A 25,628-nucleotide genomic window follows, 5' to 3' on the forward strand; every position below is an offset into this window, starting at 1 on the left:
ATCTGCCCAATCGCAATGGATGAAGGTCTACGTTTCGCGATCCGTGAAGGTGGCCGTACAGTTGGTGCTGGTGTTGTTGCTAAAATCATCGAATAATTTCGAGATTGACAACACAACCCATCATGAGAAGCAGCTCTTTGAGCTGCTTTTCTCATTTCTAGGACACAGAAAATCCTGATTACCTTAGAAATATGTCAAACATTCATCAAATTGCTTTTATTTCAGCCAACAAGCCCGCATAATGAGCCTGTCCCGAAAAAATGGGTAGGTGCTTATGACAACAACAGTAGCTGTATCTTCTCAAGAGGTTCTCATTGATCAAAAGGAACTATTGCTTCAACTTTGGAAAGGACGGTGGTTTACTTTTTTTTGCTTATGTTGTGCGATAGGGCTTGGTGTATTAGTGAGTCGCAATGCTACGGATATCTACCAATCTGAGGCGACATTGATCCCAGCCCGGAATCATGTTGGCATGGGAGAAAGCTCAGGTGGTGCAATGGGTGGATTAGCCATGCTCTCAGGGATTGGTCTCGGTGTTGGAAAAAGTTCTCAAGCTGAGCTAGATATAGCAACGATGAAATCCCGTCAATTTATCATTAAATTGATCGATAAATATCAATTGGCCCCTTTGATCATTGCCGTAAAAGATTGGGATATGCAGCAGCAAGAAGTAATTTTTGATACGGAAAAGTACAATCCAGGCAGTCAAATTTGGCTAGATGAATCGGGCCAAAAAACAAAGCCTCCATCAGTACTTAAGTTGTATAAAGAATTTATGGATAACTTAATCATTGACTATGATTCAGTCACTCAAATCACTAGGATTAAGTATAATCATATCTCCCCGAAGCTCTCTAAAGAGTGGATTGAAATCCTAATTAATGAGTTTAATCTATGGGCTAGACAAAAGTCTGTTACGGACTCGACAAAAAGGATCCAATATTTAAAAACTGCCATTTCCAATACTAAAGTAGCGGAAATGAAAGCGTCTTTTATGCGTGTCATTGAAAGTCAGCTACAGTCGCTGATGATGGCTGAAGTTCAAGAAGATTTCGCTTTTGAGATGATTGACCCACCCCTTGTTCCCGAATCACCCATTCGACCAAACCGTGTTTTGATCATGCTGATTGCAATCGTGGCAGGTGGCCTATTCTCTTGGATGGTGATTGTACTACGTTATTTTATTCGTCAATCCCGTCAGTCAATTGCGCCATCGGGTTGATAAATTCATATTGACCAATATTCATTTATCAACCATTTTTATAATAAGTTATTAAATATCGTACCAATTTAAACAATAAAACCAGAACAAAATGTGAAGAAAACGTACAAATAATTCGTTAAAGTGAAAATAGATTTGCTGTCTGTGATGCTCGTTTTTTGCTGTGACCGTCCAATAAATCTGCTGTTCTATCTGCTACAGAGATTTTTTTATGAGAGTTTTGCTCGTATTTGGAACACGGCCAGAAGCAATCAAAATGGCGCCACTTGCGCTGGCAATGAAAGAAGATGCTGACTTTGACTGTCGTGTCTGCGTTACAGCACAGCATCGAGAGATGCTCGATCAGGTATTGGCGCTATTCGAGCTGACGCCTGAATATGATTTGAATATTATGCAGTCTGAGCAGACGCTCAATGATATTACTGCAAAGATCATCACGTTTATTCGCCCGGTGTTTCATGATTTTGAACCGGATTTAGTGCTGGTTCATGGTGATACGTCAACGACGTTTGCTACGGCGCTTGCTGCATTCTATGAACAAATTCCTGTTGGACATGTTGAGGCGGGTCTACGTACTGGCAACCTTTATTCTCCCTGGCCAGAAGAGGCCAACCGCCATCTAACGGGCGTGCTGACACGCTATCATTTTGCGCCAACTGAGAATTCACAGTCGAACTTACTGAAAGAGAATACCGATCCCCAACACATCTTTGTAACAGGGAATACGGTTATCGACGCATTATTGATTATTCAGGATAAAATTTCCAAGTCTCCAGCCTTAGTTGAGCCACTGGTTCAGGAATATCCTTTCTTATCCAATGATCGTCGGATGCTACTTGTTACTGGACATCGCCGCGAGAATTTTGGGAGTGGTTTCCAAAATATTTGTCAGGCACTATGTGAATTTGCCCAAGAAAATACATCTATTGATATCGTTTATCCCGTTCACCTCAATCCAAATGTAAAAGGGCCTGTCAACAAACTCCTTGGCCATGTGGACAATATCCACCTCATCACCCCGCAAGATTACTTACCGTTTGTTTACTTGATGACAAGAGCAGAAGTGATCCTGACAGACTCGGGTGGGATACAGGAAGAGGCGCCTTCACTTGGAAAACCCGTCCTTGTCATGCGGGATACAACAGAGCGTCCAGAAGCGGTTGAAGCTGGAACAGTCAAGCTTGTTGGTACTGATAAAGCAGAAATTACACGAGCACTGAACGCTTTATTCCGTGATAAGGATGAGTACGAGAAAATGAGTCAGGCACATAACCCATACGGAGATGGCAAAAGCAGTCAAAGAATTTTAACGATCATCAAAAAGAATAGAGGCTAGTTATGTCCTATCTTTTCAACTCCGTCAGTATTGTCGGCTTAGGCTACATCGGTTTGCCGACAGCTGCCGTGATTGCCTCCCACAAAGTTCAGGTGGCTGGCGTTGACATCAACCCATCGGTCACAGATTTAATTAATCAGGGCAAAATACATATTGTTGAACCCGATCTGGAGCAGCTTGTGAAATCAGTTGTTCAAGAGGGGTATTTATCTGCGTCGACTGAGGCACACTCCGCAGATGTCTTTATCATTTCAGTCCCAACACCATTCAAAGGCGAGCATACGCCTGATTTATCTTATGTTCGCTCTGCCTGTGAGACGATTGCACCTGTCTTAAAGCAAGGTGATCTCGTGATTTTGGAATCTACTTCTCCGGTTGGGACGACCGAAAAAGTTTCTGATTGGTTAGCTGCGAATCGCTCAGATCTAAAATTCCCACAATACGATCGAGATGTACCGGATGTGTTTATTGCACATTGTCCTGAACGGGTTCTTCCTGGGCGGATCATTCGAGAGCTAGTAGATAATGATCGTGTGATTGGTGGGTTAACCCCTTCATGTTCTGAGAAAGCGGCTGCGTTCTATCAAATCTTTGTGAAAGGTGAGTGCATACTTACTGATGCTAGAACCGCTGAAATGACAAAGCTCACAGAGAATGCATTTCGTGATGTGAATATTGCCTATGCAAATGAACTCTCTCTGCTATGTGACAAATTTAATGTGGATGTGTGGGAACTCATTTCTCTGGCGAATCGCCATCCACGCGTCAATATCCTCAGCCCTGGACCGGGGTTTGGTGGCCATTGTATCGCGGTTGATCCCTGGTTCCTTGTTTCTGCTGCACCTGACGATGCGCGTTTGATCCGATGTGCACGAGAAGTAAATGATTCAAAACCATTCTGGGTGATGGAGCAGGTGAAATCGGCCTGTCTGGATATCGCAATTCAGGAAAATCGCCCAATTTCGGAAGTTTGTGTGGCGTGCTTTGGGCTCACTTTTAAAGCGGATATTGATGATTTACGCCAAAGTCCTTCTCTACGAATTGTTGAAGAGCTGGATCGGGAAGGGGAATATCAACTTCTTGCCGTTGAGCCGCATTGTGATGTTGTCCCAAATACACTGAAAAATACAACTCTTGTGTCATCTGAACAAGCCCTTGAAGCGGCTGATGTCTGCGTGCTGTTAGTTGATCATAGCGAATTCAAACAACTCCCAATCACAGGGATAAAGAGTAAAGCAGTCGTTGATTTAAAGGGGATCTGGAAAGCGGTGAGCTAAATCCAGAAAAGGTAGAAAAAAATGAATAAACAACAAACACAGGTTTTAGTGACGGGCGCTGATGGATTTATTGGTTCTCATTTGGTTGAACTACTTGTTGCAGAAGGCTTCCAAGTGAAGGCGCTCAGCCAATACAACTCATTCAATCATTGGGGGTGGCTTGAAGATATTGAATGCTTACCACAAGTTGAGGTTGTCTGCGGTGATATCCGTGATCCGCACTTTTGCAGACAACTCATGCAAGATGTTGATGTTGTTTACCATTTGGCTGCTTTGATCGCGATCCCGTTTTCTTATGTTGCACCTGAGAGTTACGTTGATACGAATATCAAAGGTACACTAAATATCTGCCAAGCAGCTTTAGATCATGGCGTGAAGCGAGTGATCCATACTTCAACAAGTGAGGTGTACGGTACAGCTCAGTATGTGCCCATTAATGAAGAGCATCCACTGCAACCTCAGTCACCTTATAGTGCATCAAAAATTGCGGCGGATGCAATGGCAATGAGTTTCTTCAATGCCTTTGATTTGCCATTGACGATTGCCAGACCGTTCAATACCTATGGACCGAGACAATCAGCAAGAGCAGTGATCCCAACCATGATCACCCAAATTGCCTCGGGTGCGAAGGAAATCAAACTCGGTGACTTATCACCAACACGAGATTTCAATTACGTGTCGGATACTTGTCGCGGGTTTTTAGCGCTTGCAAATTCGCCTGATGCGATTGGAAAAACGGTCAATATTGGTTCGAACTATGAGATATCCGTTGCAGATACGCTCAATCTCATCAAAGAAATTATGCAGAGTGACATTCAAATCCAATGTGATGAACAGCGAATTCGTCCTGAGAAGTCTGAGGTCTTTCGTCTTTGGTGTGATAATTCTCAAATCAATGCACTGACAGGATTTCAACCCAGAATGTCGATTCGACAAGGGCTGGAAGAGACAATTGCTTGGTTCACTCAGGCTGATAACCTTCAAAAATATAAAGCAAATATATATAACGTATGATGCGCGAAACAAATCAACTCATTGAGTTCATCAGGGATATTTTTCATACGCATGATTTTATTCCTTTGCACGAGCCCTCGTTTTCTGGTCATGAGAAAGCCTATGTGCTGGATACGATCGAGAGCACATTTGTCTCCAGTGTTGGTGCTTACGTCGGGCAATTTGAAGAGCAATTATCAACCTATACAGGTTCTGATTTTACGATTGCAACAATGAATGGTACAGCAGCATTACACACAGCGTTGTTGCTTGCGGGTGTTCGACAAAATGACATTGTGATCACTCAAGCACTGACATTTGTTGCAACGTGTAATGCAATCCATTATTGCGGAGCTGAGCCTGCGTTTATTGATGTTGCTCGAGAAAGTCTTGGGATGTGTCCAGAAGCTTTGAGTCAATTTCTTGAAGAATATGCGATATTGGATGACCACGGTGATTGCCTCTTAAAGGAAACCAGACAAAAGATCAGTGCCTGCCTCCCAATGCATACCTTTGGGCATCCAGTTGATCTCGATGAGCTTGAATCAGTCTGCCAACGTTGGCATCTCCCACTCGTAGAAGACGCAGCAGAGTCACTCGGTAGTTTATATAAAGGGCAGCACACAGGGACCCGAGGCTTGGTTGGGGTATTGAGTTTTAATGGAAACAAAATCATGACCACGGGTGGTGGTGGTGCAGTGCTGACACAGCGTGAAGAGCTATTCAATCAAGGTAAACACCTCACGACCACAGCGAAAGTCCCTCATCCGTTTGAATATGTCCATGATCAAGTTGGCTATAACTATCGACTGCCAAATCTGAATGCTGCACTTGGTGTTGCACAATTAGAACAGCTGGATGAGTTCATTATTAAAAAGCGACACTTGGCAAGTGCTTATGCGGCTTTTTGCGAATCCGAAGGCATTGAATTCCTCCAAGAGCCACACTATGCCCGCTCGAATTATTGGCTGAATGCCATGATCTGTTCATCAATGGATGAGCGAAATCAGGTGCTCGAAGTGACGAACAAACAAGGTGTGATGACGCGTCCGATTTGGAAGCTTGCTTGTGATTTACAACCATACTCTCAAGCGCTTCGAGGAGACTTATCGATGTCACGTTGGCTGGAGCGGCGTGTCGTGAATTTACCCAGTAGTGCGACCGCTTATGAATAAGAAACAAAAGATTTGTGTCATCACAGGTACCCGAGCTGAATTTGGGCTGCTATCACGGGTCATCGCAGGTATTCATGAACACGAGATGCTTACATTACAACTTGTTGTGACAGGAACGCATTTATCACCAGAACATGGTCGTACGTTATCAGAAATTCGAGAAGAGGGGTTTCCAATTGCAGCAGAAGTTGAAATTTTGTTGTCTTCGGATTCTCGCGTAGGCATGAGCAAAAGTATGGGCCTCGCCGTGCTTTCATTGACAGACACATTGTCACAGCTCAAGCCGGACTGTCTCTTGATTTTGGGTGATCGGTTCGAAATCCTGGCCGCAGCACAGACGGCGATGATTCTGGGGATCCCTATTGCGCATATTCATGGTGGGGAAGTGACAGAAGGTGCGGTGGATGATGCGATCCGTCATGCCGTTAGCAAAATGGCAAGCCTTCACTTTGCTGCATCAGAGTGCTTCAAACAACGTCTAGTCCAGATGGGGGAGTCGGAAGCGCGAGTTTATGTCAGTGGTGCGCCGGGTATTGACAATATTTTGCATACGCCGCCTTTATCTCGACAAGCATTGGCGCAAAGCTTGGAGATGTCGTTCATGGACAAAGTGATTTTGCTGACGTTTCATTCTGTGACGAATACCCTTGATCCGAAAGAAAATGACGTTCAGCAGCTGATTCGCGCATTAGAAACACTTCAAGATACTTCTGTTGTGATCACTGCACCAAATGCAGATGCAGGAGGTCAGCGTATTCTCGATGATCTAAATGCATATGCAGAGCAAAACCCAGCGCATGTTCGACTGGTCACTTCTTTAGGCTTTCACCGCTATTTAAGTATGCTTAAGATTGTCGATGTTGTGATTGGCAATTCATCCAGTGGTTTGATTGAAGCGCCTTCTTTTGATTGTATTACGATCAATATCGGCCCAAGGCAAAAAGGGCGGCCAAGAGCGAACTCTGTCATTGATGTCCCAAATGAAACCAAAGCGATTTGTGGCGCATTAGAAACCGCTATGTCACCCACTTTTCGAAATCAGATCTCGCAAAATAATGAAAACCCATATGGCTCTGGTGGCGCGGCGCAGTTGATCATATCCGTTTTATCTACGACTGATTTTTCGAAACTTCCACCCAAACAGTTTATTGATTTGGAGCAAGTACAATGAAACAACATGTGAAAGTCATTGCAGAAGTTGGTGTGAATCATAATGCACAATTGTCACTTGCGAAGGCATTAGTGGATATCGCATTGGACGCGGGGGCGGATATCGTGAAGTTTCAGACGTTTGTTCCAGAAGAGTTGGCCACAGCAAAAGCTGAAAAAGCGACTTATCAAAAGCAAGAAACACAAAGCCAATCCCAACTGGAGATGCTCAAGCAGCTCTCATTATCATTCGATGACTTTTGTACATTGAAATCTTATTGTGATCAGCGAGGCATCGAGTTTCTTTCAACAGCCTTTGATACACCATCGCTGATGTTTCTAACCAATCAAATCGGTCAGCGTCGTTTCAAAATTCCTTCAGGTGAGATCAATAATGCTCCGTTTGTGTTCGAGCATGCAAAATCAGCACAGCAGTTGATCATTTCAACGGGTATGGCGACCTTAGGTGAAATTGAAAATGCATTATCGGTGGCTGCGCTTGGTTTCCTTTATCCTGATCATCCAGCGCCTTCGATAGAAGCGTTTCAAGAAGCCTATTCCTCAACGGAAGGTCAGCAAGCGTTAAAGGAGCGTGTGACGATACTACACTGTACCTCACAGTATCCAGCTCCAGTATCGCAGGTGAATCTCAATGTATTACCCACACTTGCGCAAGCATTTGGTTGCGCGGTTGGCTATTCGGATCATACTGCGGAAGTATTTACACCTGCGATTGCCGTTGCGAAGGGTGCAACTTTAATCGAAAAACATTTCACGCTTGATAGAAGCTTACCTGGACCTGATCATCAGGCATCAATGGAGCCGAATGAGCTGAAAGAAATGATCCGAATGATCCGTGTAACAGAAAGCATGCTTGGTCACTCAACGAAAGCACCACAGCAATGCGAATTTGAAACAAAAGCAGTGGCACGAAAAAGTTTGGTTGCATTAAAACCAATTCGTCGAGGCGATGTTTTCAGTGAGGAAAACATGGGAGTGAAACGACCGGGAACAGGGATTTCACCAACAGAATACTGGCAATTTTTGGGGACAATTGCGGGCCAGGATTATGATACGGGTGATCTGTTGTGAATGAAAAAAAAGCGATCTTACTTGGTGCTGGTGGGCATGCAAACGTTGTTGGAGAGATTGCTTTATTGGTGGGATTCGAGGTGATTGGTTTTATTGATCCAAATACACCACAAAATATGGAAGGACTTTTTGGCTGGCGATGTCTGGGGGATGACACAGTACTCAATCAATATAATCCCAAGGAAGTCATATTGATCAATGGCATCGGTAGCTTGCCGAAAGACAAGCGGATCCGCGAAACAGTCTTTCAACATGGGCGGGAAATGGGATTTCAGTTCGCCACATTAGTTCATCCCAAGAGCGTAGTTTCGAGCTATGCAACATTGGGTGAAGGGGTGCAGGTGATGGCGGGGGCCATGATTAATCCTTATTCCCAAATAGGAGAGAACACCGTCGTCAATACTGGGGCGGTGGTTGAACATGATTCTCAGATTGGTCGTCATTGTCACATCGCACCAAGGGCTGTGCTTTGTGGTAATGCAATCACAGAAGAGCACGTACATATCGGTGCTGGATCGACTGTGATTCAAAATATTACGATTCGAAAAAATGCGGTAATCGGGGCAGGTTGTGCTGTCACACGTAATATAGAACCAGATGTCGTTGTTTATCCAGCTCGGCCTTGGGTCAAAAGCTGAGTAAAAAAGATGAGCCACAACTGGAAAAATATCCTGATCAAGCCGGATGCCAGCTTGCAATCTGCACTGGAAACGAGTGATAAAGAAGGGCTTCGGTTAAGCCTGGTAATTGATGATGACGGACGTCTCATCGGTTCTGTGTCCGATGGTGACATTCGAAGAGCGATGTTAAAGCGATTACCATTTGATACACCTGTGTCGCAGATCATGAATCGCGCTCCCAAATATGTTGTCGCTGAAGAAACCCGTGAAACTATTTTGCGTATGATGGAAACCTACGAACTGATTAGTGTTCCTGTCGTCGATAGCCACAAGCGTGTGATTGGGCTTGAAACACTTCATCAGATCATGAAAACCAAACGATATGATAACCCTGTTTTTCTGATGGCTGGAGGATTTGGTACACGATTACGTCCGCTGACTGATGACTGTCCAAAGCCATTGTTAAAAGTGGGAGATAAGCCAATTTTAGAAACAATCCTTGAGGGGTTTATCGAAAGTGGTTTTCATGACTTTTATATCTCGACCCATTATATGGCAGACAGGATCCAAAAATACTTTGGTGATGGAAGTCGTTGGGGAGTCAGTATCACTTATGTTTATGAAGATACACCTCTTGGGACAGGTGGAGCATTGGGTTTGCTGCCAGAAAGAGCAAAAGAACAACCACTTATTATGATGAACGGTGACATTCTGACAAAGGTAAACTTTGAACAGCTCCTTGATTTTCATTTAAAAAGCAATGCAAAAGCTTCTGTTTGCGCGCGCGAATATCAGTTTCAAGTTCCCTATGGTGTCATCCAATTTCAAGATGAATATGTCACGAGTATGGTTGAAAAGCCAACGCAAAAGCATTTTGTGAATGCAGGGATTTATGTTCTTTCCCCAGAAGTTACTCGCAGTATTCAACCAAATCACCCACTGGATATGCCATCACTCTTATCAAATTTGATGGATGAAAGAGAATGTAATGTCAATATGTTTCCAATTCATGAGTACTGGTTGGATATTGGAAAAATGAATGACTTTGAGCAGGCGCAGGAAGATTACAAGGGGTTTAAATGATTTCGGATAGAAGGGTTATTGCCGTCATCCCGGCAAGAGGGGGCAGCAAGGGCTTACCAGGTAAAAATATTCGTCCACTGCTTGGTAAACCAATGATTGCCTGGTCAATTGAACAGGCTCTGAATACGCCAGAAATTGATACGGTTGTTGTCACAACTGATTCTGAAGAAATTGCCTGTGTGGCAAGAGATTATGGGGCGGAAGTTCCATTCTTAAGACCTCATGAATTGTCAACAGATGAAGCGATGAGTATCGATGTCGTGATGCACTGTCTTGAGTTTTATCGTACGCAAAGAAATCAGGAGTTCGACTATGTACTCCTGCTTGAGCCAACATCACCTTTGCGGGAACGTGACGACTTATCGAAGATAATTTCCCTACTTCGCTCTCGCGAAATGGAGGCGAATGCAGTGATTAGTGTTGGTGAAGTTCAGGAACATCCGATGAGCCAATTTATTATGGAAGAAAAGAAATACTTACAGGAGCTGATCATTGATTGTAAGACAGAAACAAGACGTCAAGATAAACCCGCTTTCTATATCTCCTATGGTGGTGTATATCTTGTTAAAAATGACGTTCTGGTTTCAGAAAAAAGCTTCTATCCACACCGTTCCCTTGGCTTTCCACTAAAACGTTATCAAAACTACGATGTAGATGATCTATATGACTTTATCGCGCTAGAAGCCGTGATGAAATTTGAATGGGGACTTTAACATGAATATTTTAGTCATCGGTTTAGGCTCGATGGGGAAGCGTCGGATCCGGAATTTACAGGCGATTGGTGGTCATGTGTTGGCAGGTTTAGATGTACGACCCGATCGCCGTGAGGAAATCACAAAGAACTTTGGTCTGCAGACGTTTTGTGACCTTGATGAAATGTCCCAACAATTTAGCCCTGATGCGATTGTGATTTCAACACCACCAAAGCTACATATGACTTATGCGAATTGGGCGGTTGAGCAAGGGTGCCATTGTTTTATTGAAGCATCAGTCACAGATCGAGAAGCAATTGAATCTTTAGCAAAGCGCGTTCAATCAACAGATTTGATTATTGCTCCTTCTTGTACAATGACCTTTTATCCCGGACCACAAAGGATCGCACAGATATTACAGGACAGACTCATCGGTGATGTTTTGTCGATCAATTATGTGACAGGACAATACTTGCCTGACTGGCACCCTTGGGAGTCAATTCAGGAATATTATGTCTCAGACCGGGAAACTGGGGGCGCGAGAGAAATCGTACCATTTGAGTTGACCTGGTTAAATCAACTATTTGGAACACCGGAAGCTTTATCCAGTGTCGTGATGAAAAAGACGGATATGCCCGCGGAGATTGATGATATTTACCACTGTTTATTGCAGTATCCAAAGCATAAAATCTTGTTAAACCTGACAGTGGAGGTGATCTCGCGTCCAATCGCCACGCGGGAGATGGTGATATTAGGCTCTGAAGGTAAATTACAGTTCAGTAGTCACCGTAATGAAGTCGCTTATTGTAATACGAATGAGCCACAGTGGGTCCGATTCCCGCTGGATAAGGGGATTGTTGAACAACATTATATCAATCCTGAAGAACCTTATATACAGGAAGTAAAAGCATTTTTGGGGGCGATTGCATCGCAAGGAAAAACACCATTCCCAAATTCCTTGGAAGAAGATGCACGTGTCTTGTCGGTTTTGGAGACACTTGAAGATAAGAACCTGATGAGAGCATAAGGCATGTCTGACTATCAAAAACGACTACTAAAAGCGATACCGGGTGGAGCACATACTTATTCCCGTGGTTTTGATCAGTACCCAGAAAATGCACCAGAAATTTTAGCTCGAGGAAAAGCGGCATCTGTCTTTGATGATCAAGGAAGAGAGTACCTCGATTATGGTATGGCTTTACGCGCGGTTTCATTAGGTTATGCAAATGAAGCAGTCGATGAAGCAGCGTTTACGCAAATCAAAGCGGGGAATAACCTGACAAGACCATCGCTCATCGAATTGGAAGCTGCGGAAACGCTGATTGACTTAATCGATAGTGTCGATATGGTGAAGTTTACCAAAAATGGCTCGACGGCTGTCTCCGCGGCAGTGAAACTTGCCCGTGCTTATACAGGACGGGATCTGATTGCCAGGTGCTCAGAGCATCCTTTCTTTTCTTATGATGATTGGTTTATTGGGTCGACCCCAATTCAAAAAGGTATCCCTAAAAATATCATCGAACAAACAAAGTGCTTTGCATACAACGATATTACTTCGTTAGAAGCACTGTTTGAACAATATCCAGATCAAATTTCCTGTGTGGTTTTAGAGCCAAGTAATGTCGATCATCCTGCACCTTCGAGTACACATCCCGGTGAAACTTATTTGCATGATGTACAGCGGCTGTGCAAAAAGTACGGTGCTGTATTTGTGCTCGATGAAATGATCACGGGATTCCGATGGCATATTAAAGGCGCACAGCATTTTTATAATATTCAGCCAGATCTGTGTACCTTTGGTAAGGCAATGGCGAATGGGTTTTCGCTTGCCGCGGTAGCAGGAAAAAGGGAAATCATGCAGCTTGGCTCAATTGAAAAAACTGGTGAAGAGCGACTCTTTTTACTCTCCACAACACATGGCGCAGAGATGTGTAGTTTAGGGGCATTTGTCCGTTCAGTTCAGTTTATTCAAGAACATGATGTGATTGCTCATTTATGGGGGTATGGGGAAAAACTGATTGCGATGATGAATCGTCTGGCAGAGCAGAAAGGCATTGCGCATTGCTTTGAGGCGGGTGGGGTCGCTTGTTCTCCTTGGTACATCACAAAAGATCACACCGGACAGATATCCATGCCTCTTCGTACATTGTTTTCGCAAGAAATGATCAATCAAGGGGTATTAATGCCTTGGATAGCACTGTCTTTTTGTCATCAGGATGAAGCGTTTGAGAAAACACAAAACGCGATGGACAAAGCGCTCGATGTCTATGTCCAAGCAATTGAAAAGCAGAGTGTTGAAGGGTTGTTGCATGGCGCAGTCATCAAGCCCGTTTTTCGCCAAAGAAATTAAATCAATGATCGTGTAGCGTTTTTGTTGTCTGTTGTAGGACGCTCTCAATCAATGCGTCGATCCGATTATGGATCTCAAGTGCTTGAGGGGAAGTTACATGAAAGTCGCACTGGTCTCACTTGATCAGGTTTGGTTGGATAAATCTGAGAATTTTAATCGTTGCCAAACTATTCAGGCCGATCTTTCTGCGCATCAAGATGTGGATGTGGTGATTTGGCCAGAAATGACATTGACCGGATTTGTTGTGGATCAACCGGACTTAGCTGAAGAGCCGGATCAGTCAGAGACAATTGCGAAATTTCGCATGTTGAGCCACTCGACAAAAACACATCAGATTTTCGGATACTTAGCCAAGGAAGACCAAGTCACGAAGAATCGCCTTTGCCATATAAACCCTCAATTCGAGGATATTTTGTCTTATGACAAGATCCATACTTTTTCTTTTGCGGGGGAAGACAAGCACATTGCAAAAGGGCATCAACTGCAATCAACAACTATTGGAGACAGTTGTTTCGGCTTTGCGACCTGCTACGACTTACGCTTTCCAGAAATATTTACTGCATATCGTTCATACTGTCACGCTGTTGTTGTGATTGCGAGCTGGCCAGCTTCTAGAGTGGGGCACTGGCTTTCCCTGCTTCGTGCACGTGCCATCGAAAATCAATGTTACCTCATCGGGGTCAACAGAGTTGGTAAAGATGGAAATGGTCTGCGTTATGAAGCATCCAGTGTTGTTTTTGACCCAATGGGTGAGCGTGTTTTTCCGATAGCAGAAGGAAAAACATGGCAAGTTGTAGAAATCCAGGCTGAGAAAGTTGTGGAAACAAGGCAACGTTTCCCATTTGAGCAAGATCGTGATGTTCGCTTCTACAAGGAGCTCTATTCCCATGGATAAACAAAACCACAATCAAACGCTTGATGGGAAAAATATTATCGTGATTGGTGCAGCTGGATTGCTGGGTCAATCATTTGTCAGGCAACTGCTGCATGATGGGGCAAAAGTGACACTGGCAGATCATGCACTGGCTGCTGCAGAGCAGTTTGCGTCTGAGTTAGGGGTCAGCAGTGATGACACGATGATCACCCATGTTGATATCACAAATCGCCAATCACTGGAGGGTTTGATTGATCGATCGAGAAGTCAGCTTGGTGAAATTCATGGTGTAGTCAATACGGCTTATCCGAGAAATAAAAACTATGGCCGAGTTTTTGAAGATGTTGAATATCAAGATTTTTGTGAAAATATCAGTCTAAATTTAGGCGGGTATTTCCTCACAAGTCAGGTATTTGCCAAATATTTTGCCCGTCATGGTGGGGGGCACATTATCAATATTGCCTCAATTTATGGGGTGATCCCACCGAAGTTCGAGATTTACCGTGATACACCGATGACGATGCCAGTCGAATATGCCGTGATTAAATCTGGGTTGATCCATTTATCGAAATATATCGCCAAATATTACAAAGGAAAAAAAGTTCAAATCAATACCGTGAGTCCAGGCGGGATTTTTGATCATCAACATGAAACTTTTGTGGCGCAATATCAAGATGCCTGTCTGAACATCGGCATGCTACAGCCGGAAGATATCTCCCAGGCCATTTCATTCTTGTTTTCACCAGCTGCGCGGGGTGTGAATGGTCAAAATCTCGTGATTGATGATGGCTTTACACTCTAGAGATCATGGTGTTGATTTTTTAAGTTACCGAATTTAGTTGAGAGTTTGTTATGAAAAGAATAGGTCTAATTGGTGCGGGGCAATTGGGGAGCCGGCACCTGCAATCACTTGTGAGTCTTGGTCCTTGCGCTGAGATTTTTGTTGTTGAGCCCAATGGTGATGCCATTGAGACTGCTGCAATCCGTGTTGCTGAGGTGGCACAAAGTCTAACACAGTCTTCTATCGCTCACTTCTCAGAGTCTATGGCCTCTCTCCCTGAAAAACTGGATTTTTGTATTGTGGCGACAGGTGCAAAATCACGTTATAGCCTGTTTGAGCAGATTGTTCAGCAAGTAGAAGTGAAAAACTTTCTACTCGAAAAAGTTCTATTTCAGGATCTGGCTTCCTACGAACATGCGCGCCATTTAGTGAAAGACCATCATTTGAAGGTATGGGTCAATTGTCCACGTCGTTTATTTAGAGGTTACGCCAGGCTGAAGATGTATATGCAACAAGATATCGCCTGGAAGATGTCCGTTACTGGTGGACAGTGGGGGTTGGCGTGTAATGCAATTCACTTTATTGATTTATTTGCATTTTTGACAGAGCGAGTGCTTGAGCGTGTTGATTGTGGTGAACTGCATCAGAAATTATTTGAAAGCCAGCGAGCGGACTACATTGAATTTAATGGCACGCTTCAAGCGTATTTCGATCGTGGTCACCAACTCTCGATGTCTTGTGAAGAGACAGATGAACCTGTAGAAATACGTTTACAGTCTGAGCAGACGCAAATTATCATTCGCGAAGATTTAGACAAAGCGACCATACTGAAAAAGGGACAAGATTCCGTCCATATCCCCATATCACCTCGTTATCAAAGCGAACTGACAGGTGGGGTTGTGCAGAATATTCTGAGCTTTGGTTGTTGCAAGTTACCAACAATCCAAGAATCCAGCCAATTGCACTATCCACTGATCCGCGATCTTCTTTCTTTTTACCGTGATACATCTGGAGACCAGCAAGAGTTTTTACCGATTACATGAATGTAAGAAATCCTGAAGGGGGTCAGTATGATTTGGTTAATTGGTGCCGGCCACATGGCAACAGACTATGTGGATGTCTTGAAAAAAATGAATGTTCACTTTCAAGTCATCGGGCGAAGTGAAAAGAATGCTCAGCGCCTGCAAAAAGAAAAAGAGATTTCTGTCCAAGCTGGTGGATTGGCAACTTGGTTAGCACAGCAGCCAGAATTACCAGAAGCGGTGATAGTTGCTGTTGATGTGGATGATTTATATGAAACGACACATCAATTGATCACTTACGGGGTGCAAAAAATCCTGATTGAAAAACCAGGCGGGATAAACTTTGAGGAAATCAGTCACCTCAATGAATATGCCAGTGCAAAATCGTGTGCGGTATATATTGCTTACAATCGACGATTTTACGCCAGTGTGATTGAAGCAAAACGAAGGATTGAACAGGATGGTGGCGTTTCTTCTTTCCATTTTGAATTTACGGAATGGTCGGACGCAATCGGTGGACTGCCTAAATCTTCGCGCTGTAAAGAAAATTGGCTCTTAGCGAATTCCAGCCATGTAATTGATCTTGCATTCTTTATTGGTGGGCAGCCAGAAAACTTTCATGCGTATCAAGGAGGCCAATCTCGTCTTCAGTGGCACCCGCAGAGTGCCATTTATACAGGCGCAGGCGTGACGGAAACAGGCGCTTTCTTTAGTTATTGTGCAAATTGGGATGCGCCAGGTCGTTGGTCTTTGGAATTTATGACAGAGAAAAATCGATATGTTTTCCGTCCCATGGAAGTTCTTCAAGTGCAGGAAAGAAACTCAGTACATTTTGAAGAAGTGCAATGTGACTATTCGCGTGAAACCGATTTGAAGTCAGGGCTGTGCGACCAAGTACATGGATTTTTGCAAGCTGATGTATCACCAGAAATCATGCGCTTAGGTATGCAGGTAAGAAAACAAGCGATTTATGACACGATCTTACACGGAGGCGTATATGTCAACTGAGAATACCTATGCCTAAGTTGCTACAAAGCATTTCTGTGTATGCACTGGCAAACATCATCGGACAGTTGTTTTCATTTGCGTTAGTTGCTGTATATACATCTGTTTTGACGCCAAGAGAGTTTGGGTTACTTTCAACGATTGAAGTCGCAATCTTCTTATGTAACTCCTTTGTGCTACTTGCATTAGATAGGGCAGCACAACGCTATTACTACGATGAAGATGAGCAGTATCCGAAGCGCGTGATCAACACGGTATTCTGGTTGGTGTTTGGCTGGACGCTTTGCTTGATGAGTGTTATGATAATTCTAGATGCATGGCTTGGTTTGTCCGAGCTTTGGTTGTCTCAGGCGAATATCTTAGGCTGGATCATCTGGATTGCATTTGGTTTCGCGATGAATTCGTTGACCTTGGTGTATTGCCAAATTCACCAAAAGCCGCACGTGTATCTCAGGTTCATCTTGTGTAAAGTCATAGCGCTTGGCGTACTAACCTGGTGGTTTATCTATGAACAAGATCAGGGGGTACAAGGGTATCTCCATGCACAAGCTGTGACTTTTGCGGTATTGGCATGTATTGCTATGCCGATCCTGAAGGTTCGCTTCACCGGGTTGCTGTCATTTTCGAGTATTCGGCCATTGTTTGCGTTTTCTCTGCCATTCGTGCCGACACTTATCAGTAGCTGGTTGATGGGGATGGCAAATCGGCTTGTTCTAGAGCAGGAAGCAACCCTTGAGGCTGTTGCTATTTTTTCTTTGGCTTATAAAATCTCATCCGTTTATTTCTTAGCGACATCAGCTGTTGCTTTGGCATTCACACCAACCGTTTACGAAACCCTCAAAGAACACAAAACACTGACAGCAGATGTGTACGCTTTACTCTCCAAACTCCACATGGCGCTTGTACTTTTTGCGGTTCTCATTTGTTTGTTTGCGCAGCCGATGCTTTCGTGGTTCTTTCAAGCAGAATATCAGCCTTCTTTTGCATTGATTGGGCCATTGCTGCTTGTTCATTACTTGTCTGCATATATGGGATTGACTTCCAATCTGACCCTGTCTTTTTTCAAGCGAAATGTCCATCAGATGTGTTTTTTTATTGTCTGTTCTGTCCTTTGTGTTGGCCTGAACCTATGGCTGATTCCACACTATGCATCTTATGGTGCAGTACTGGCATCGATTGTCAGTATGGTGTTTCTAACCTTGATCCACTGGACTGCAACTCGACGGCTGAAATTGCCTGATATGGTTATTCGGCAGGCGATGATAGGGGCTGGGATTCTATTGGGATGCTGCATTGTGAATGCTCAATTCATTTATGAATCTTTTGAGCTCAATGCGATACAGGCCCTGCTCATGAAGTTCATTTTGATTTCAATCATTGTTGGAGCTGCCATCATCCATTTAAAAGGGGGGCAGCGTGTCTAGGATACTTATCGTGCCAACTTATAATTATCTCAGTGCACCGCTCATTGATAAAGTCATCCGATTTTTTGGAGAAAATCATCAATATGCATTACTAACGCATCATGAACATGGAGCGAACTTTGGAGAACTAGAGAGGGATGTCCGTGATCGATTCTCTATTGATATCCAGTTTCGTCAGCCAAAAAGGCAGCTCTTGGGGGATAAAAGGACTCAGCAAAAAATGTTGCGCTGGGTGGAGAATTACAACCCAATACGGATTGTCACTTTTTCTGATATCACACTGTTTTCGCGTGCCATGAAAGGAACAGAGTTTGAGCAAAAGATGCTAGTGATCCAGCCTTGTTTATTAAATCAGTCACCGATGAGCTGGAAACAGCAGATAAAGCGTATTGTGAATTGGAGCCTTAATTTATGTATCGGAGCACCGATTCGAAATATTGATGCGTTTTGGGGCAAGGGGCTTGCAAGAGCAACATACATTGTATGGGGAAATATTGAACTGGAATTTTATCAGCAAGCGCGAAATTTTATTCGTGGGGGATTACGATTTTCAGCTCTACTTGATGAATTAAAGATGAATTCAGATATCGAGAAACAAACAAGCCGGGAGATTGTGATTATTGCACCCGACTTTAATTTCTATGAGAGCCAAAAACAAGTCGATGCGTATTTTGCTGAGCTAAAAAAGCTGTGTGCTGTGTCCAAGTTCACCGTATCCATTAAATATCATCCATTGAATCAAAGAAGCCTGCCTGAGATACCGAATTTAACCGTGCTTTCTGAATTACCTCTTTCTCGGATACGTCGATGTAGCATAGTGATTTCTGGGTATTCAAATCTGGCAATCTCAGCACGGTGTTTGAATCCCAACATCTATATTTTTGATCAGTGTAAATATGCGATTCCCCACATTTGCTCACCTTATTTTCAGTTTATCCAGTCGCTTGATTGTTTGATTGAAGATATCGATGGTTCTGAAGACAAGAAAACGCGTCAAGAGCAAGATGCATTTTTACAAGATGTTTTTTTTGAAGATAAACATAGATTAAGCGAGCTAAGGATATGACGGTTAGAACGCTCACAAGGACGCCACTGCTTGACAAGCTTTTTTTACTTGCTGTTTTTTTTCCTTTTGTATCCCCATTCCCTATTGGCAGTGATATCCAACCATTGGCAGGTGTGTTTGCTGCGGGTGTTATTGCAGTGCGCTGGTTTGAAAGCAAAGGTTATGAATCAGTCCCTCACTTACTGATGCTGTATATACCTCTCATTTTGTTTTGGTACATTAATCCAGTTCAAGATATCAATATAGATTTGGGTAAGTCAGTATCACTGATATATGGAAGCTTAGTGTTTGTTGCCTTTTATTATACAAAACCCCAAGTCACTCCACTTTTTTTCCGGTGGGTTGTTGTTATTTACTTTACCTATACGATCCTCATCTTTCTTGCACCTGAATTTTTTATAGGGCTGCAAAATCACTTTATTAGAAATACAAATAGTCTGGAGGTGATGGGATATCGAGGTGTCTCTACTTTCTCGACAGAACCGGGGTTATTTGGGGGATTGCTTGTCTTTTTCTTGATTGTTAATGATTACCTTCGTTTGTCTAAGCAGCTCACTTTATCAGCATATGTAGTCAACGCTACGTTGATTATTGCAATGATTCTTGCAACAAAGTCAGGGACTGGTTATGTATATTTCTTAGCCTATCTAGGGATACTTGGGTTTGTGAGTGTAAAGAGTATCTTCTGGCGAATCATCATTGTATCTATTCTTATTACTGGACTTGTTTTTTTAATTAACTCTGATCTTGGCACATCATTAGGTCGCGGCTTTCATATTCTTGCTCGGCTGAAAGATCCTGAACAACTCATCGGGACGGATACATCAATCTTTGGGCGGATCCTCGATTTCTCAGTTGCTTTTGTTTCTATCCTTGAGTTTCCGTTGGGGGTCGGGATGGGGGATATCAATAACTCAGTTCGTCATCTTATCAATGAGTCTCCTTATCTATATCACTACTATGGTGATTCGACAATCGGTTTGGTTTCATCCTTTAGCTTTTTGACGGTTGCTTATGGATTATTCTTTTGGGCATATTTTTCCTTTGTCTTTTTTTATTGTGGTAAAACAACAATGATGGCTCGATTTTTTTCTGCTTTATTTATCGCGATTTCATATTCTTCAGCATTTCCCGCAATTTGGGTACTTTTGCAACTTAAAGAAACGACACATAAAGAGGCTTTATGAATGTTTTTATTGCATTTACAGAAGATGATTGCAGGCACTTTATTTTAGAGATGAACGAAGGAGATATGTTGATTGGAGAAGGTGGTTTCACAGTACCTGAAGGCAACCACTATATTGATGTGAATAAGGTTACCTGTAAACTAGATATTTTTACACAATCAGTACGTGAATGGTTTCATGAGATGATTAAGGATTGTGGCTTCCCAGATACCTTAATTGCCTTTTCGAATAACTTGTTTGAGTGTACGGTTTGGCCAATTATTCGATATATTGAAGCTTTGAAATCAGCATTGTTACAATCTCCTTTCGTTGCTCAGGTTACATTTCAAAAGAAATTATTCGGACATTTATCTGGACCTAATTACTTTCTCGCAGAACATGAGTCACAAGGCATACGTCTTTACAGACGTTCGGATGTGATCCAGCCAATCATTGAAAGATATTTAAAAAACCATCATGCAAAAATTTCGATTCGATATCTTTCAAAAGGGTACCTGCTTCAACCTTTTTATAATTTATTACGACTCAGCGCTGTATTCTTCGTGAAACTCATGAAGGAAATTAAGAGAGCATCTTGGCAAGCATCAACAACAAATCATCAGGAGACTTATTCGAGTATTGAAAGCACGGTTGTTGCTAGGGGACTAAGTGCATTAGAGTTTGTTTCTCCTCTATTGCAGGATACACAGAAAAAAGTTTTATTATTAGTCGGGCAAACCTTTGTTGGGCAGTCGGCTGTTCAGCAAGCAAAGCGATTGCTAAAGGGGCAGCGAAATATATTGATTGCAGAAATAAAGCCCAAAGGAAAAGTGGCTGTTTTTCAGATGTATGTCAAAGCGCTGTGGAAAATTCTAACGCTTAGGACTCAAGTTTGGGAGTGTCAATCGATTCAGGTGGATTTAACGCAAGCTGTTCGGGAGGTCTTGGTTATGTCAGTGGATCTCTCTTTATATGCACAATCACTTGAAATCGAGTTGAATCATTATCCTATGACAGGGGATGTGCTGTTTAGCATGGAACAAAAGTCTCCACATGCATGGGCCGACTCTTTTGTTGCGAATAAGGTGGGGTTGAAATGTGCTCACTTAATGCAATGTGATCAACGGCATAATGATTTGCCTTATCCTGTTTTTGGGCACTTCTTTTTTGTTGATACTTTACGTCGTAAACACTTATTCGAGTCCAGTTGGTCTACTTGTAAAGAAAAACTACGATTTTTAGGTGCAATTAAAGCGTCACCACTGCATTACTCGTCAATCAGTCAAAACGAACATTTTACAGCTTGCTATTTTGCGGATTGTGATGATGTGGCATTGTCATGCAACCTTACTGTTGTTGCGTTGCTGGAGCGTGAGGCTAAGGAGAATCCTCGATTTAGTTACGCAATCAAACTTCATCCTAGAGATAAAGGCGTATGGTTAAAATCTTTTAAGTCTTTACGAGGCAGAGTCTTCCATCATGGCACGGTTGCTAAAGGAGATTTATTATCAATGTTCTCAGTTGCGATTTCGAACCCTTCAGGAATAGTATTTGATCTTCTCTGCCAACAGAAGCCTTTTATCTTGCTTGATATCATCGAACAATATCAACAAAGCGAACAGGTGTACTGTGATACAGAATATATTGGCTACATTCGTTCTTATGAGCAGATACTTCCGTTATTGATGGATATTGAGAGATTAGAAACAGAGGTTCGTTTGCTCAGGCAGCGTGTGCTGGGTCATATGGAATGGCCGGTGACATTTGATGCATTGGTTCAATGTGCATCGTGACATGCTGACAATCGAAATGAAAAGTGAGTTTCTATGTGCGGAATAAGTTTTTATTGTATTCAAAATAAACATCAACAGTCAGCATTAGAAGAGAGTTTACTGAATATTCAGCATCGAGGGCCGGATGCATCGGGGACGTTTTTTACGACATTGGGGGACTACCATGTTGGCTTGGGACATAATCGGTTGAGTATTATTGACTTGTCTCCTGCGGGAACGCAGCCCATGCATGCGCTAGAAGGCAAGTTGAGTATCAGTTACAACGGTGAGATTTATAACTTTAAGCAGCTGAGGCGAGATTTAGAAAAGCAAGGTGTTTGTTTTCAGACAAATACAGATACCGAAGTGATCCTGCAAATGTATGCATGCCACGGGACTGCGGCTTTTTCGCAACTGCGAGGAATGTACGCCTTTGTGTTATTGGACATGAGAACGCAGCAATTATTTGTTGTACGAGATATGGTTGGGATTAAGCCAATTTACTTGTATGAAACCGAACAAGGTTTATTTGGAAGTTCAGAAATTAAGGGGCTAAAACCATTCTCAGACATTGATCTAAAAATCGACCGCTCTGATATTTTTGAGTTTTTCACCCATGGGTTTCTGTATGAACCAAATACAGGGTATCAAGGTGTGAAAAAGCTCATGCCAGGTCATATGCTGACGTTTGATTTAAGAAAGAAACAACAATCAATTTCGCCTTATGCTGCTTTGGATCATTATCAAAACCCAAAACCGCTTGAAACCAAGATACAAGAAGCAGTGAAGCGTCAAACAGTCTCGGATGTACCATTGGGCACTTTCTTTAGTGGTGGTGTCGACTCAAGCCTGCTTGCCGAGGCAACATCTGATCCTGAGCTGTTTTTTGCCCGGTACGAATCCGATCCCGTTTCCGATATTGATCTGCAGTACTCACAAAAAATCGCGACTCACTTAGGGAAACAGCTCAAGGTTGCTGATCTTTCTTCCGAGGATAAATCCCGTGAAGCATTACTAGCAAGTGTCGATTTTGTCACTCTTTATAGCGAGGAGCTGATTTCCGACTACACTTTTTGGTCAACATACCAACTTTCTAAAGCAGCACGGGACAGTGGTTATCGCGTCATGCTCTCTGGGATGGGGGGGGATGAGGCTTTCGCGGGGTATCCTCGTTATCTTGTGTTGAAGTATCATGGTGTATTGCGAAAACTGCGGTTTATTCTAAAGTTTCTTTTAAAAAACAAGCTTTTTCCAAGAAGTCTCGATAAGAAATTTGAACGATTGGTCTCATATAGTTATGAAAAAAACTGGTATTTGGCTTATAGCCGCATGCTTGGATATTTTAGTCGACAAGAATTGGATCACCTTTTTCATGATGCTGAAGAATTGGAAGAAGTCATGTGTCATAAGCTGAAGCAAATCCCAGGCTCAGCAGTGAAGAACACAAAAGATAAAATCAAAGTTGCGCAATGGATGGATGCGAAAGGTTTTCTCTCTCATAACTTACTCGTCTCGGACAAGGCAAGCATGCTTGCCAGCATTGAGCTGAGGGTTCCGTTGTTAGATGAAGCGGTCATCGCGGATGGGTATCAGATGCCAAGTCGTCAACTACTCAAGGGAAATCAGCCGAAGCATCCATTGAAGTCACTCCTACGCAGGATCTTGCCCAAAGAGCTTGTTGAGCGCCCTAAAACTGGGTTCAACCCTCCCCTTGATGGCCTGATTCATCGGCTTGGGTCGGAGGAATTAAAAAAACAACTGAAACATACGCATCAATTGATTGATACAAGCATTGTAGAATCAATGATAGACGATCATTTCTCAGGAAAATCAAACCATACCTACAAGCTGTGGCAGCTGCTGTATTTTTGCCGTTGGGTGAAGATGCAGGAGATAGCCGTTTGATTGCGAATTATTATCATACATTAAAATACGTTAAACCAATTCAGGTGATTGATCGGATCAAGCGGAAACTGATCCGGGTAAATCCAAACCAGCAGGAGACGGCAACACTGACGGAGCCTCAACAGGCGTGGGTTGATTTACCTCTGGTGCCACAACGGATTTTTTCGATGACGTCCGCCCGTTTCTTAAATGAACAAGGCTCTCCCAGCGAATGGTATCAACCTCACAAGTCCAAGCTTTGGTGTTATAACCTGCATTATTTTGATGATTTAAATGCTTGGGATCATCCCAATCGGCAAGCATTACACCGCGAACTCATCGATCATTGGATTAAACATAATCCCCCGCTCAAAAACGACGGTTGGGAACCTTACCCATTGTCACTGCGTATTGTGAATTGGATAAAGTGGTTTCAACATCATTCACCAGAGTCAGCATGGTTGGATAGTTTAACGAAGCAGGCTCATGTTCTGACGCAGACTTTGGAATATCACCTTCTCGGAAATCACTTGTTTTCGAATGCAAAAGCACTCATCTTTGCGGGGTGCTATTTTTCAGGCTCAATGGCTGAAAAGTGGCTGAAAATGGGGCTGCGGATCTTAGATGATGAGCTCCCAGAGCAGGTCCTTGCGGATGGGGGAAACTTTGAGTTGTCCCCGATGTATCATGCGATTATGCTGACGGATTTGCTCGATTTGATCAATCTCACCTATGTTTACCCCAAAAAACAAATGATCCATCGACTAGAGCAATGGAAGTCTGTGGTGTTACAAATGTTTACTTGGATGGATGTAATGACCCACCCCGATGGAGAAATTTCATTTTTTAATGACTCGGCAATCGGTGTTGCAGCAAATTATCAAACGTTGGTGGCTTATGCGCAAAAGTTAAATATGGTCGCTTCCAAGTCAAGCTATCAAGTTCATCATTTAAAACAAAGTGGTTATATTCGAGTGAATCAACGGCAATATGCCCTGTTGATTGATGCAGCAAAAGTGGGGCCTGACTATATTCCGGGGCATGCCCATGCAGATACGTTGAGTTTTGAATGGTCCTTTGGTAACCAACGTGTATTTGTGAATTCAGGCACATCTGTCTACGGTGTCAGTCAGGAGCGTCTTAATCAGCGCAAGACCTGTGCACATAATACAGTCGAGGTGGATGGAAAGGATTCTTCAGAAGTTTGGGGCGGATTTCGGGTTGCTAGGCGTGCTTATCCTTCTGATGTGGATCTCTTGTCGAGTGAAGCATGCATTTATATCTCGGCTTCACACAATGGATACCGAACCTTACCAGGGAAAGTTCAACATGAGCGCACATTCCAGTGTCGTTCAAATCAGATACAACTCATCGATCGGCTCTCGGGACGATTTCAGTATGCAAAAGCGTATTTTCACTTACACCCAGAAATCACCCCCCAGCTGGTGGATGATCAAACATGTCGTTTAATGCTGCCAACAGGCGAGCACCTGACATTCTCTTGTAAGAATGCCAGTGTTTCCATTGAGGCATCACATTGGCATCCGGAATTCGGTTTATCTGTGAAATCTTCGGTGTTGATTGTGGCTTTTCAAGCGAATGAAGTCATGAGTCAGATTACTTGGTGATTGAACTCCAAGCGGTA

At 43.1% G+C, this 25,628-nt stretch carries 23 protein-coding genes; all 23 read left to right on the plus strand.

The window, feature by feature from the left end; genetic code table 11:
- Positions 1 to 96: EF-Tu C-terminal domain-related protein (locus C505_RS24110; RefSeq protein WP_018693919.1), on the plus strand; the 96-nt coding region annotated here is incomplete at its 5' end.
- A 178-nt stretch (positions 97 to 274) separates the two neighbouring features.
- Positions 275 to 1,222 carry a Wzz/FepE/Etk N-terminal domain-containing protein gene (locus C505_RS0117440; RefSeq protein ID WP_018693920.1) on the plus strand — a complete coding sequence of 316 codons (948 nt, stop codon included), beginning with the start codon at positions 275 to 277 and terminating at the stop codon, positions 1,220 to 1,222.
- Positions 1,223 to 1,433: 211 nt separating this feature from the next.
- Positions 1,434 to 2,558 (plus strand): non-hydrolyzing UDP-N-acetylglucosamine 2-epimerase, encoded by a 1,125-nt coding sequence (gene wecB, locus C505_RS0117445; protein ID WP_018693921.1) that lies wholly within the window; start codon positions 1,434 to 1,436, stop codon positions 2,556 to 2,558.
- Between the two features lie 2 nt (positions 2,559 to 2,560).
- Positions 2,561 to 3,835, plus strand: a complete 1,275-nt coding sequence (gene wecC, locus C505_RS0117450; protein ID WP_018693922.1) for a UDP-N-acetyl-D-mannosamine dehydrogenase — start codon at positions 2,561 to 2,563, stop codon at positions 3,833 to 3,835.
- Between the two features lie 21 nt (positions 3,836 to 3,856).
- Positions 3,857 to 4,849 (plus strand): NAD-dependent 4,6-dehydratase LegB, encoded by a 993-nt coding sequence (locus C505_RS0117455; protein WP_018693923.1) that lies wholly within the window; start codon positions 3,857 to 3,859, stop codon positions 4,847 to 4,849.
- Positions 4,849 to 6,003 carry a LegC family aminotransferase gene (locus C505_RS0117460; protein WP_018693924.1) on the plus strand — a complete coding sequence of 385 codons (1,155 nt, stop codon included), beginning with the start codon at positions 4,849 to 4,851 and terminating at the stop codon, positions 6,001 to 6,003. The genes C505_RS0117455 and C505_RS0117460 overlap by 1 nt, the downstream gene beginning before the upstream one ends.
- The gene (neuC, locus tag C505_RS0117465; RefSeq protein WP_018693925.1) at positions 5,996 to 7,174 is read left to right on the plus strand and encodes a UDP-N-acetylglucosamine 2-epimerase; all 1,179 of its coding nucleotides are present in this window, start codon (positions 5,996 to 5,998) and stop codon (positions 7,172 to 7,174) included. Before C505_RS0117460 ends, neuC begins: the two co-directional genes overlap by 8 nt.
- Positions 7,171 to 8,244 (plus strand): N-acetylneuraminate synthase, encoded by a 1,074-nt coding sequence (gene neuB / locus C505_RS0117470; protein ID WP_018693926.1) that lies wholly within the window; start codon positions 7,171 to 7,173, stop codon positions 8,242 to 8,244. Before neuC ends, neuB begins: the two co-directional genes overlap by 4 nt.
- A complete protein-coding gene (locus C505_RS0117475) occupies positions 8,241 to 8,882 on the plus strand; it encodes an acetyltransferase (RefSeq protein WP_018693927.1) in 642 nt (213 codons plus the stop codon). Before neuB ends, C505_RS0117475 begins: the two co-directional genes overlap by 4 nt.
- Before the next feature lie 9 nt (positions 8,883 to 8,891).
- Positions 8,892 to 9,947: a nucleotidyltransferase family protein gene (locus C505_RS0117480; RefSeq protein WP_018693928.1), complete on the plus strand. Its 1,056-nt coding sequence runs from the start codon at positions 8,892 to 8,894 to the stop codon at positions 9,945 to 9,947.
- Positions 9,944 to 10,660, plus strand: a complete 717-nt coding sequence (locus tag C505_RS0117485) for an acylneuraminate cytidylyltransferase family protein (protein ID WP_018693929.1) — start codon at positions 9,944 to 9,946, stop codon at positions 10,658 to 10,660. The genes C505_RS0117480 and C505_RS0117485 overlap by 4 nt, the downstream gene beginning before the upstream one ends.
- A 1-nt stretch (position 10,661) precedes the next feature.
- Complete coding sequence (locus tag C505_RS0117490) at positions 10,662 to 11,666, plus strand: Gfo/Idh/MocA family protein (protein ID WP_018693930.1); 1,005 nt, start codon at positions 10,662 to 10,664, stop codon at positions 11,664 to 11,666.
- Positions 11,667 to 11,669: 3 nt separating this feature from the next.
- Positions 11,670 to 12,989, plus strand: coding sequence for a glutamate-1-semialdehyde 2,1-aminomutase (locus tag C505_RS0117495; RefSeq protein ID WP_018693931.1), 1,320 nt, complete (start codon positions 11,670 to 11,672; stop codon positions 12,987 to 12,989).
- Between the two features lie 97 nt (positions 12,990 to 13,086).
- Complete coding sequence (locus tag C505_RS0117500; protein WP_018693932.1) at positions 13,087 to 13,884, plus strand: nitrilase-related carbon-nitrogen hydrolase; 798 nt, start codon at positions 13,087 to 13,089, stop codon at positions 13,882 to 13,884.
- Positions 13,877 to 14,665 (plus strand): oxidoreductase, encoded by a 789-nt coding sequence (locus C505_RS0117505; RefSeq protein WP_018693933.1) that lies wholly within the window; start codon positions 13,877 to 13,879, stop codon positions 14,663 to 14,665. The genes C505_RS0117500 and C505_RS0117505 overlap by 8 nt, the downstream gene beginning before the upstream one ends.
- A gap of 50 nt (positions 14,666 to 14,715) precedes the next feature.
- Entirely contained in the window at positions 14,716 to 15,687 is a 972-nt protein-coding gene (locus tag C505_RS0117510) for a Gfo/Idh/MocA family oxidoreductase (protein WP_018693934.1), read from the plus strand.
- 27 nt (positions 15,688 to 15,714) lie between these two features.
- Entirely contained in the window at positions 15,715 to 16,674 is a 960-nt protein-coding gene (locus C505_RS22840) for a Gfo/Idh/MocA family oxidoreductase (protein ID WP_018693935.1), read from the plus strand.
- 8 nt (positions 16,675 to 16,682) lie between these two features.
- Positions 16,683 to 18,095 (plus strand): lipopolysaccharide biosynthesis protein, encoded by a 1,413-nt coding sequence (locus C505_RS0117520; protein ID WP_018693936.1) that lies wholly within the window; start codon positions 16,683 to 16,685, stop codon positions 18,093 to 18,095.
- Positions 18,088 to 19,161, plus strand: a complete 1,074-nt coding sequence (locus tag C505_RS0117525) for a hypothetical protein (protein WP_157369181.1) — start codon at positions 18,088 to 18,090, stop codon at positions 19,159 to 19,161. Before C505_RS0117520 ends, C505_RS0117525 begins: the two co-directional genes overlap by 8 nt.
- Complete coding sequence (locus tag C505_RS0117530) at positions 19,158 to 20,348, plus strand: hypothetical protein (protein ID WP_018693938.1); 1,191 nt, start codon at positions 19,158 to 19,160, stop codon at positions 20,346 to 20,348. Before C505_RS0117525 ends, C505_RS0117530 begins: the two co-directional genes overlap by 4 nt.
- Positions 20,345 to 22,120, plus strand: coding sequence for a hypothetical protein (locus C505_RS0117535; RefSeq protein WP_018693939.1), 1,776 nt, complete (start codon positions 20,345 to 20,347; stop codon positions 22,118 to 22,120). The genes C505_RS0117530 and C505_RS0117535 overlap by 4 nt, the downstream gene beginning before the upstream one ends.
- 33 nt (positions 22,121 to 22,153) lie before the next feature.
- Complete coding sequence (gene asnB, locus C505_RS0117540; RefSeq protein ID WP_018693940.1) at positions 22,154 to 24,004, plus strand: asparagine synthase (glutamine-hydrolyzing); 1,851 nt, start codon at positions 22,154 to 22,156, stop codon at positions 24,002 to 24,004.
- Positions 24,001 to 25,611 carry a heparinase II/III family protein gene (locus tag C505_RS0117545; protein ID WP_040440253.1) on the plus strand — a complete coding sequence of 537 codons (1,611 nt, stop codon included), beginning with the start codon at positions 24,001 to 24,003 and terminating at the stop codon, positions 25,609 to 25,611. The genes asnB and C505_RS0117545 overlap by 4 nt, the downstream gene beginning before the upstream one ends.
- Positions 25,612 to 25,628 lie beyond the last annotated feature (17 nt).

This window comes from Algicola sagamiensis DSM 14643, from assembly GCF_000374485.1.
Taxonomy (GTDB): domain Bacteria; phylum Pseudomonadota; class Gammaproteobacteria; order Enterobacterales; family Alteromonadaceae; genus Algicola; species Algicola sagamiensis.

What these genes read in the sequence shown, in the direction of transcription:
- C505_RS0117480 (WP_018693928.1), top strand. Translation starts at nt 8,892, where the DNA reads ATGAGCCACAACTGGAAAAATATCCTGATCAAGCCGGATGCCAGCTTG.
- neuB (WP_018693926.1), top strand. Translation starts at nt 7,171, where the DNA reads ATGAAACAACATGTGAAAGTCATTGCAGAAGTTGGTGTGAATCATAAT.
- neuC (WP_018693925.1), top strand. Translation starts at nt 5,996, where the DNA reads ATGAATAAGAAACAAAAGATTTGTGTCATCACAGGTACCCGAGCTGAA.
- C505_RS0117500 (WP_018693932.1), top strand. Translation starts at nt 13,087, where the DNA reads ATGAAAGTCGCACTGGTCTCACTTGATCAGGTTTGGTTGGATAAATCT.
- C505_RS0117485 (WP_018693929.1), top strand. Translation starts at nt 9,944, where the DNA reads ATGATTTCGGATAGAAGGGTTATTGCCGTCATCCCGGCAAGAGGGGGC.
- C505_RS0117510 (WP_018693934.1), top strand. Translation starts at nt 14,716, where the DNA reads ATGAAAAGAATAGGTCTAATTGGTGCGGGGCAATTGGGGAGCCGGCAC.
- C505_RS0117495 (WP_018693931.1), top strand. Translation starts at nt 11,670, where the DNA reads ATGTCTGACTATCAAAAACGACTACTAAAAGCGATACCGGGTGGAGCA.
- asnB (WP_018693940.1), top strand. Translation starts at nt 22,154, where the DNA reads ATGTGCGGAATAAGTTTTTATTGTATTCAAAATAAACATCAACAGTCA.
- C505_RS0117460 (WP_018693924.1), top strand. Translation starts at nt 4,849, where the DNA reads ATGCGCGAAACAAATCAACTCATTGAGTTCATCAGGGATATTTTTCAT.
- C505_RS0117505 (WP_018693933.1), top strand. Translation starts at nt 13,877, where the DNA reads ATGGATAAACAAAACCACAATCAAACGCTTGATGGGAAAAATATTATC.
- C505_RS0117530 (WP_018693938.1), top strand. Translation starts at nt 19,158, where the DNA reads ATGACGGTTAGAACGCTCACAAGGACGCCACTGCTTGACAAGCTTTTT.
- C505_RS0117535 (WP_018693939.1), top strand. Translation starts at nt 20,345, where the DNA reads ATGAATGTTTTTATTGCATTTACAGAAGATGATTGCAGGCACTTTATT.
- C505_RS0117520 (WP_018693936.1), top strand. Translation starts at nt 16,683, where the DNA reads ATGCCTAAGTTGCTACAAAGCATTTCTGTGTATGCACTGGCAAACATC.
- C505_RS0117455 (WP_018693923.1), top strand. Translation starts at nt 3,857, where the DNA reads ATGAATAAACAACAAACACAGGTTTTAGTGACGGGCGCTGATGGATTT.
- wecC (WP_018693922.1), top strand. Translation starts at nt 2,561, where the DNA reads ATGTCCTATCTTTTCAACTCCGTCAGTATTGTCGGCTTAGGCTACATC.
- wecB (WP_018693921.1), top strand. Translation starts at nt 1,434, where the DNA reads ATGAGAGTTTTGCTCGTATTTGGAACACGGCCAGAAGCAATCAAAATG.
- C505_RS0117440 (WP_018693920.1), top strand. Translation starts at nt 275, where the DNA reads ATGACAACAACAGTAGCTGTATCTTCTCAAGAGGTTCTCATTGATCAA.
- C505_RS22840 (WP_018693935.1), top strand. Translation starts at nt 15,715, where the DNA reads ATGATTTGGTTAATTGGTGCCGGCCACATGGCAACAGACTATGTGGAT.
- C505_RS0117490 (WP_018693930.1), top strand. Translation starts at nt 10,662, where the DNA reads ATGAATATTTTAGTCATCGGTTTAGGCTCGATGGGGAAGCGTCGGATC.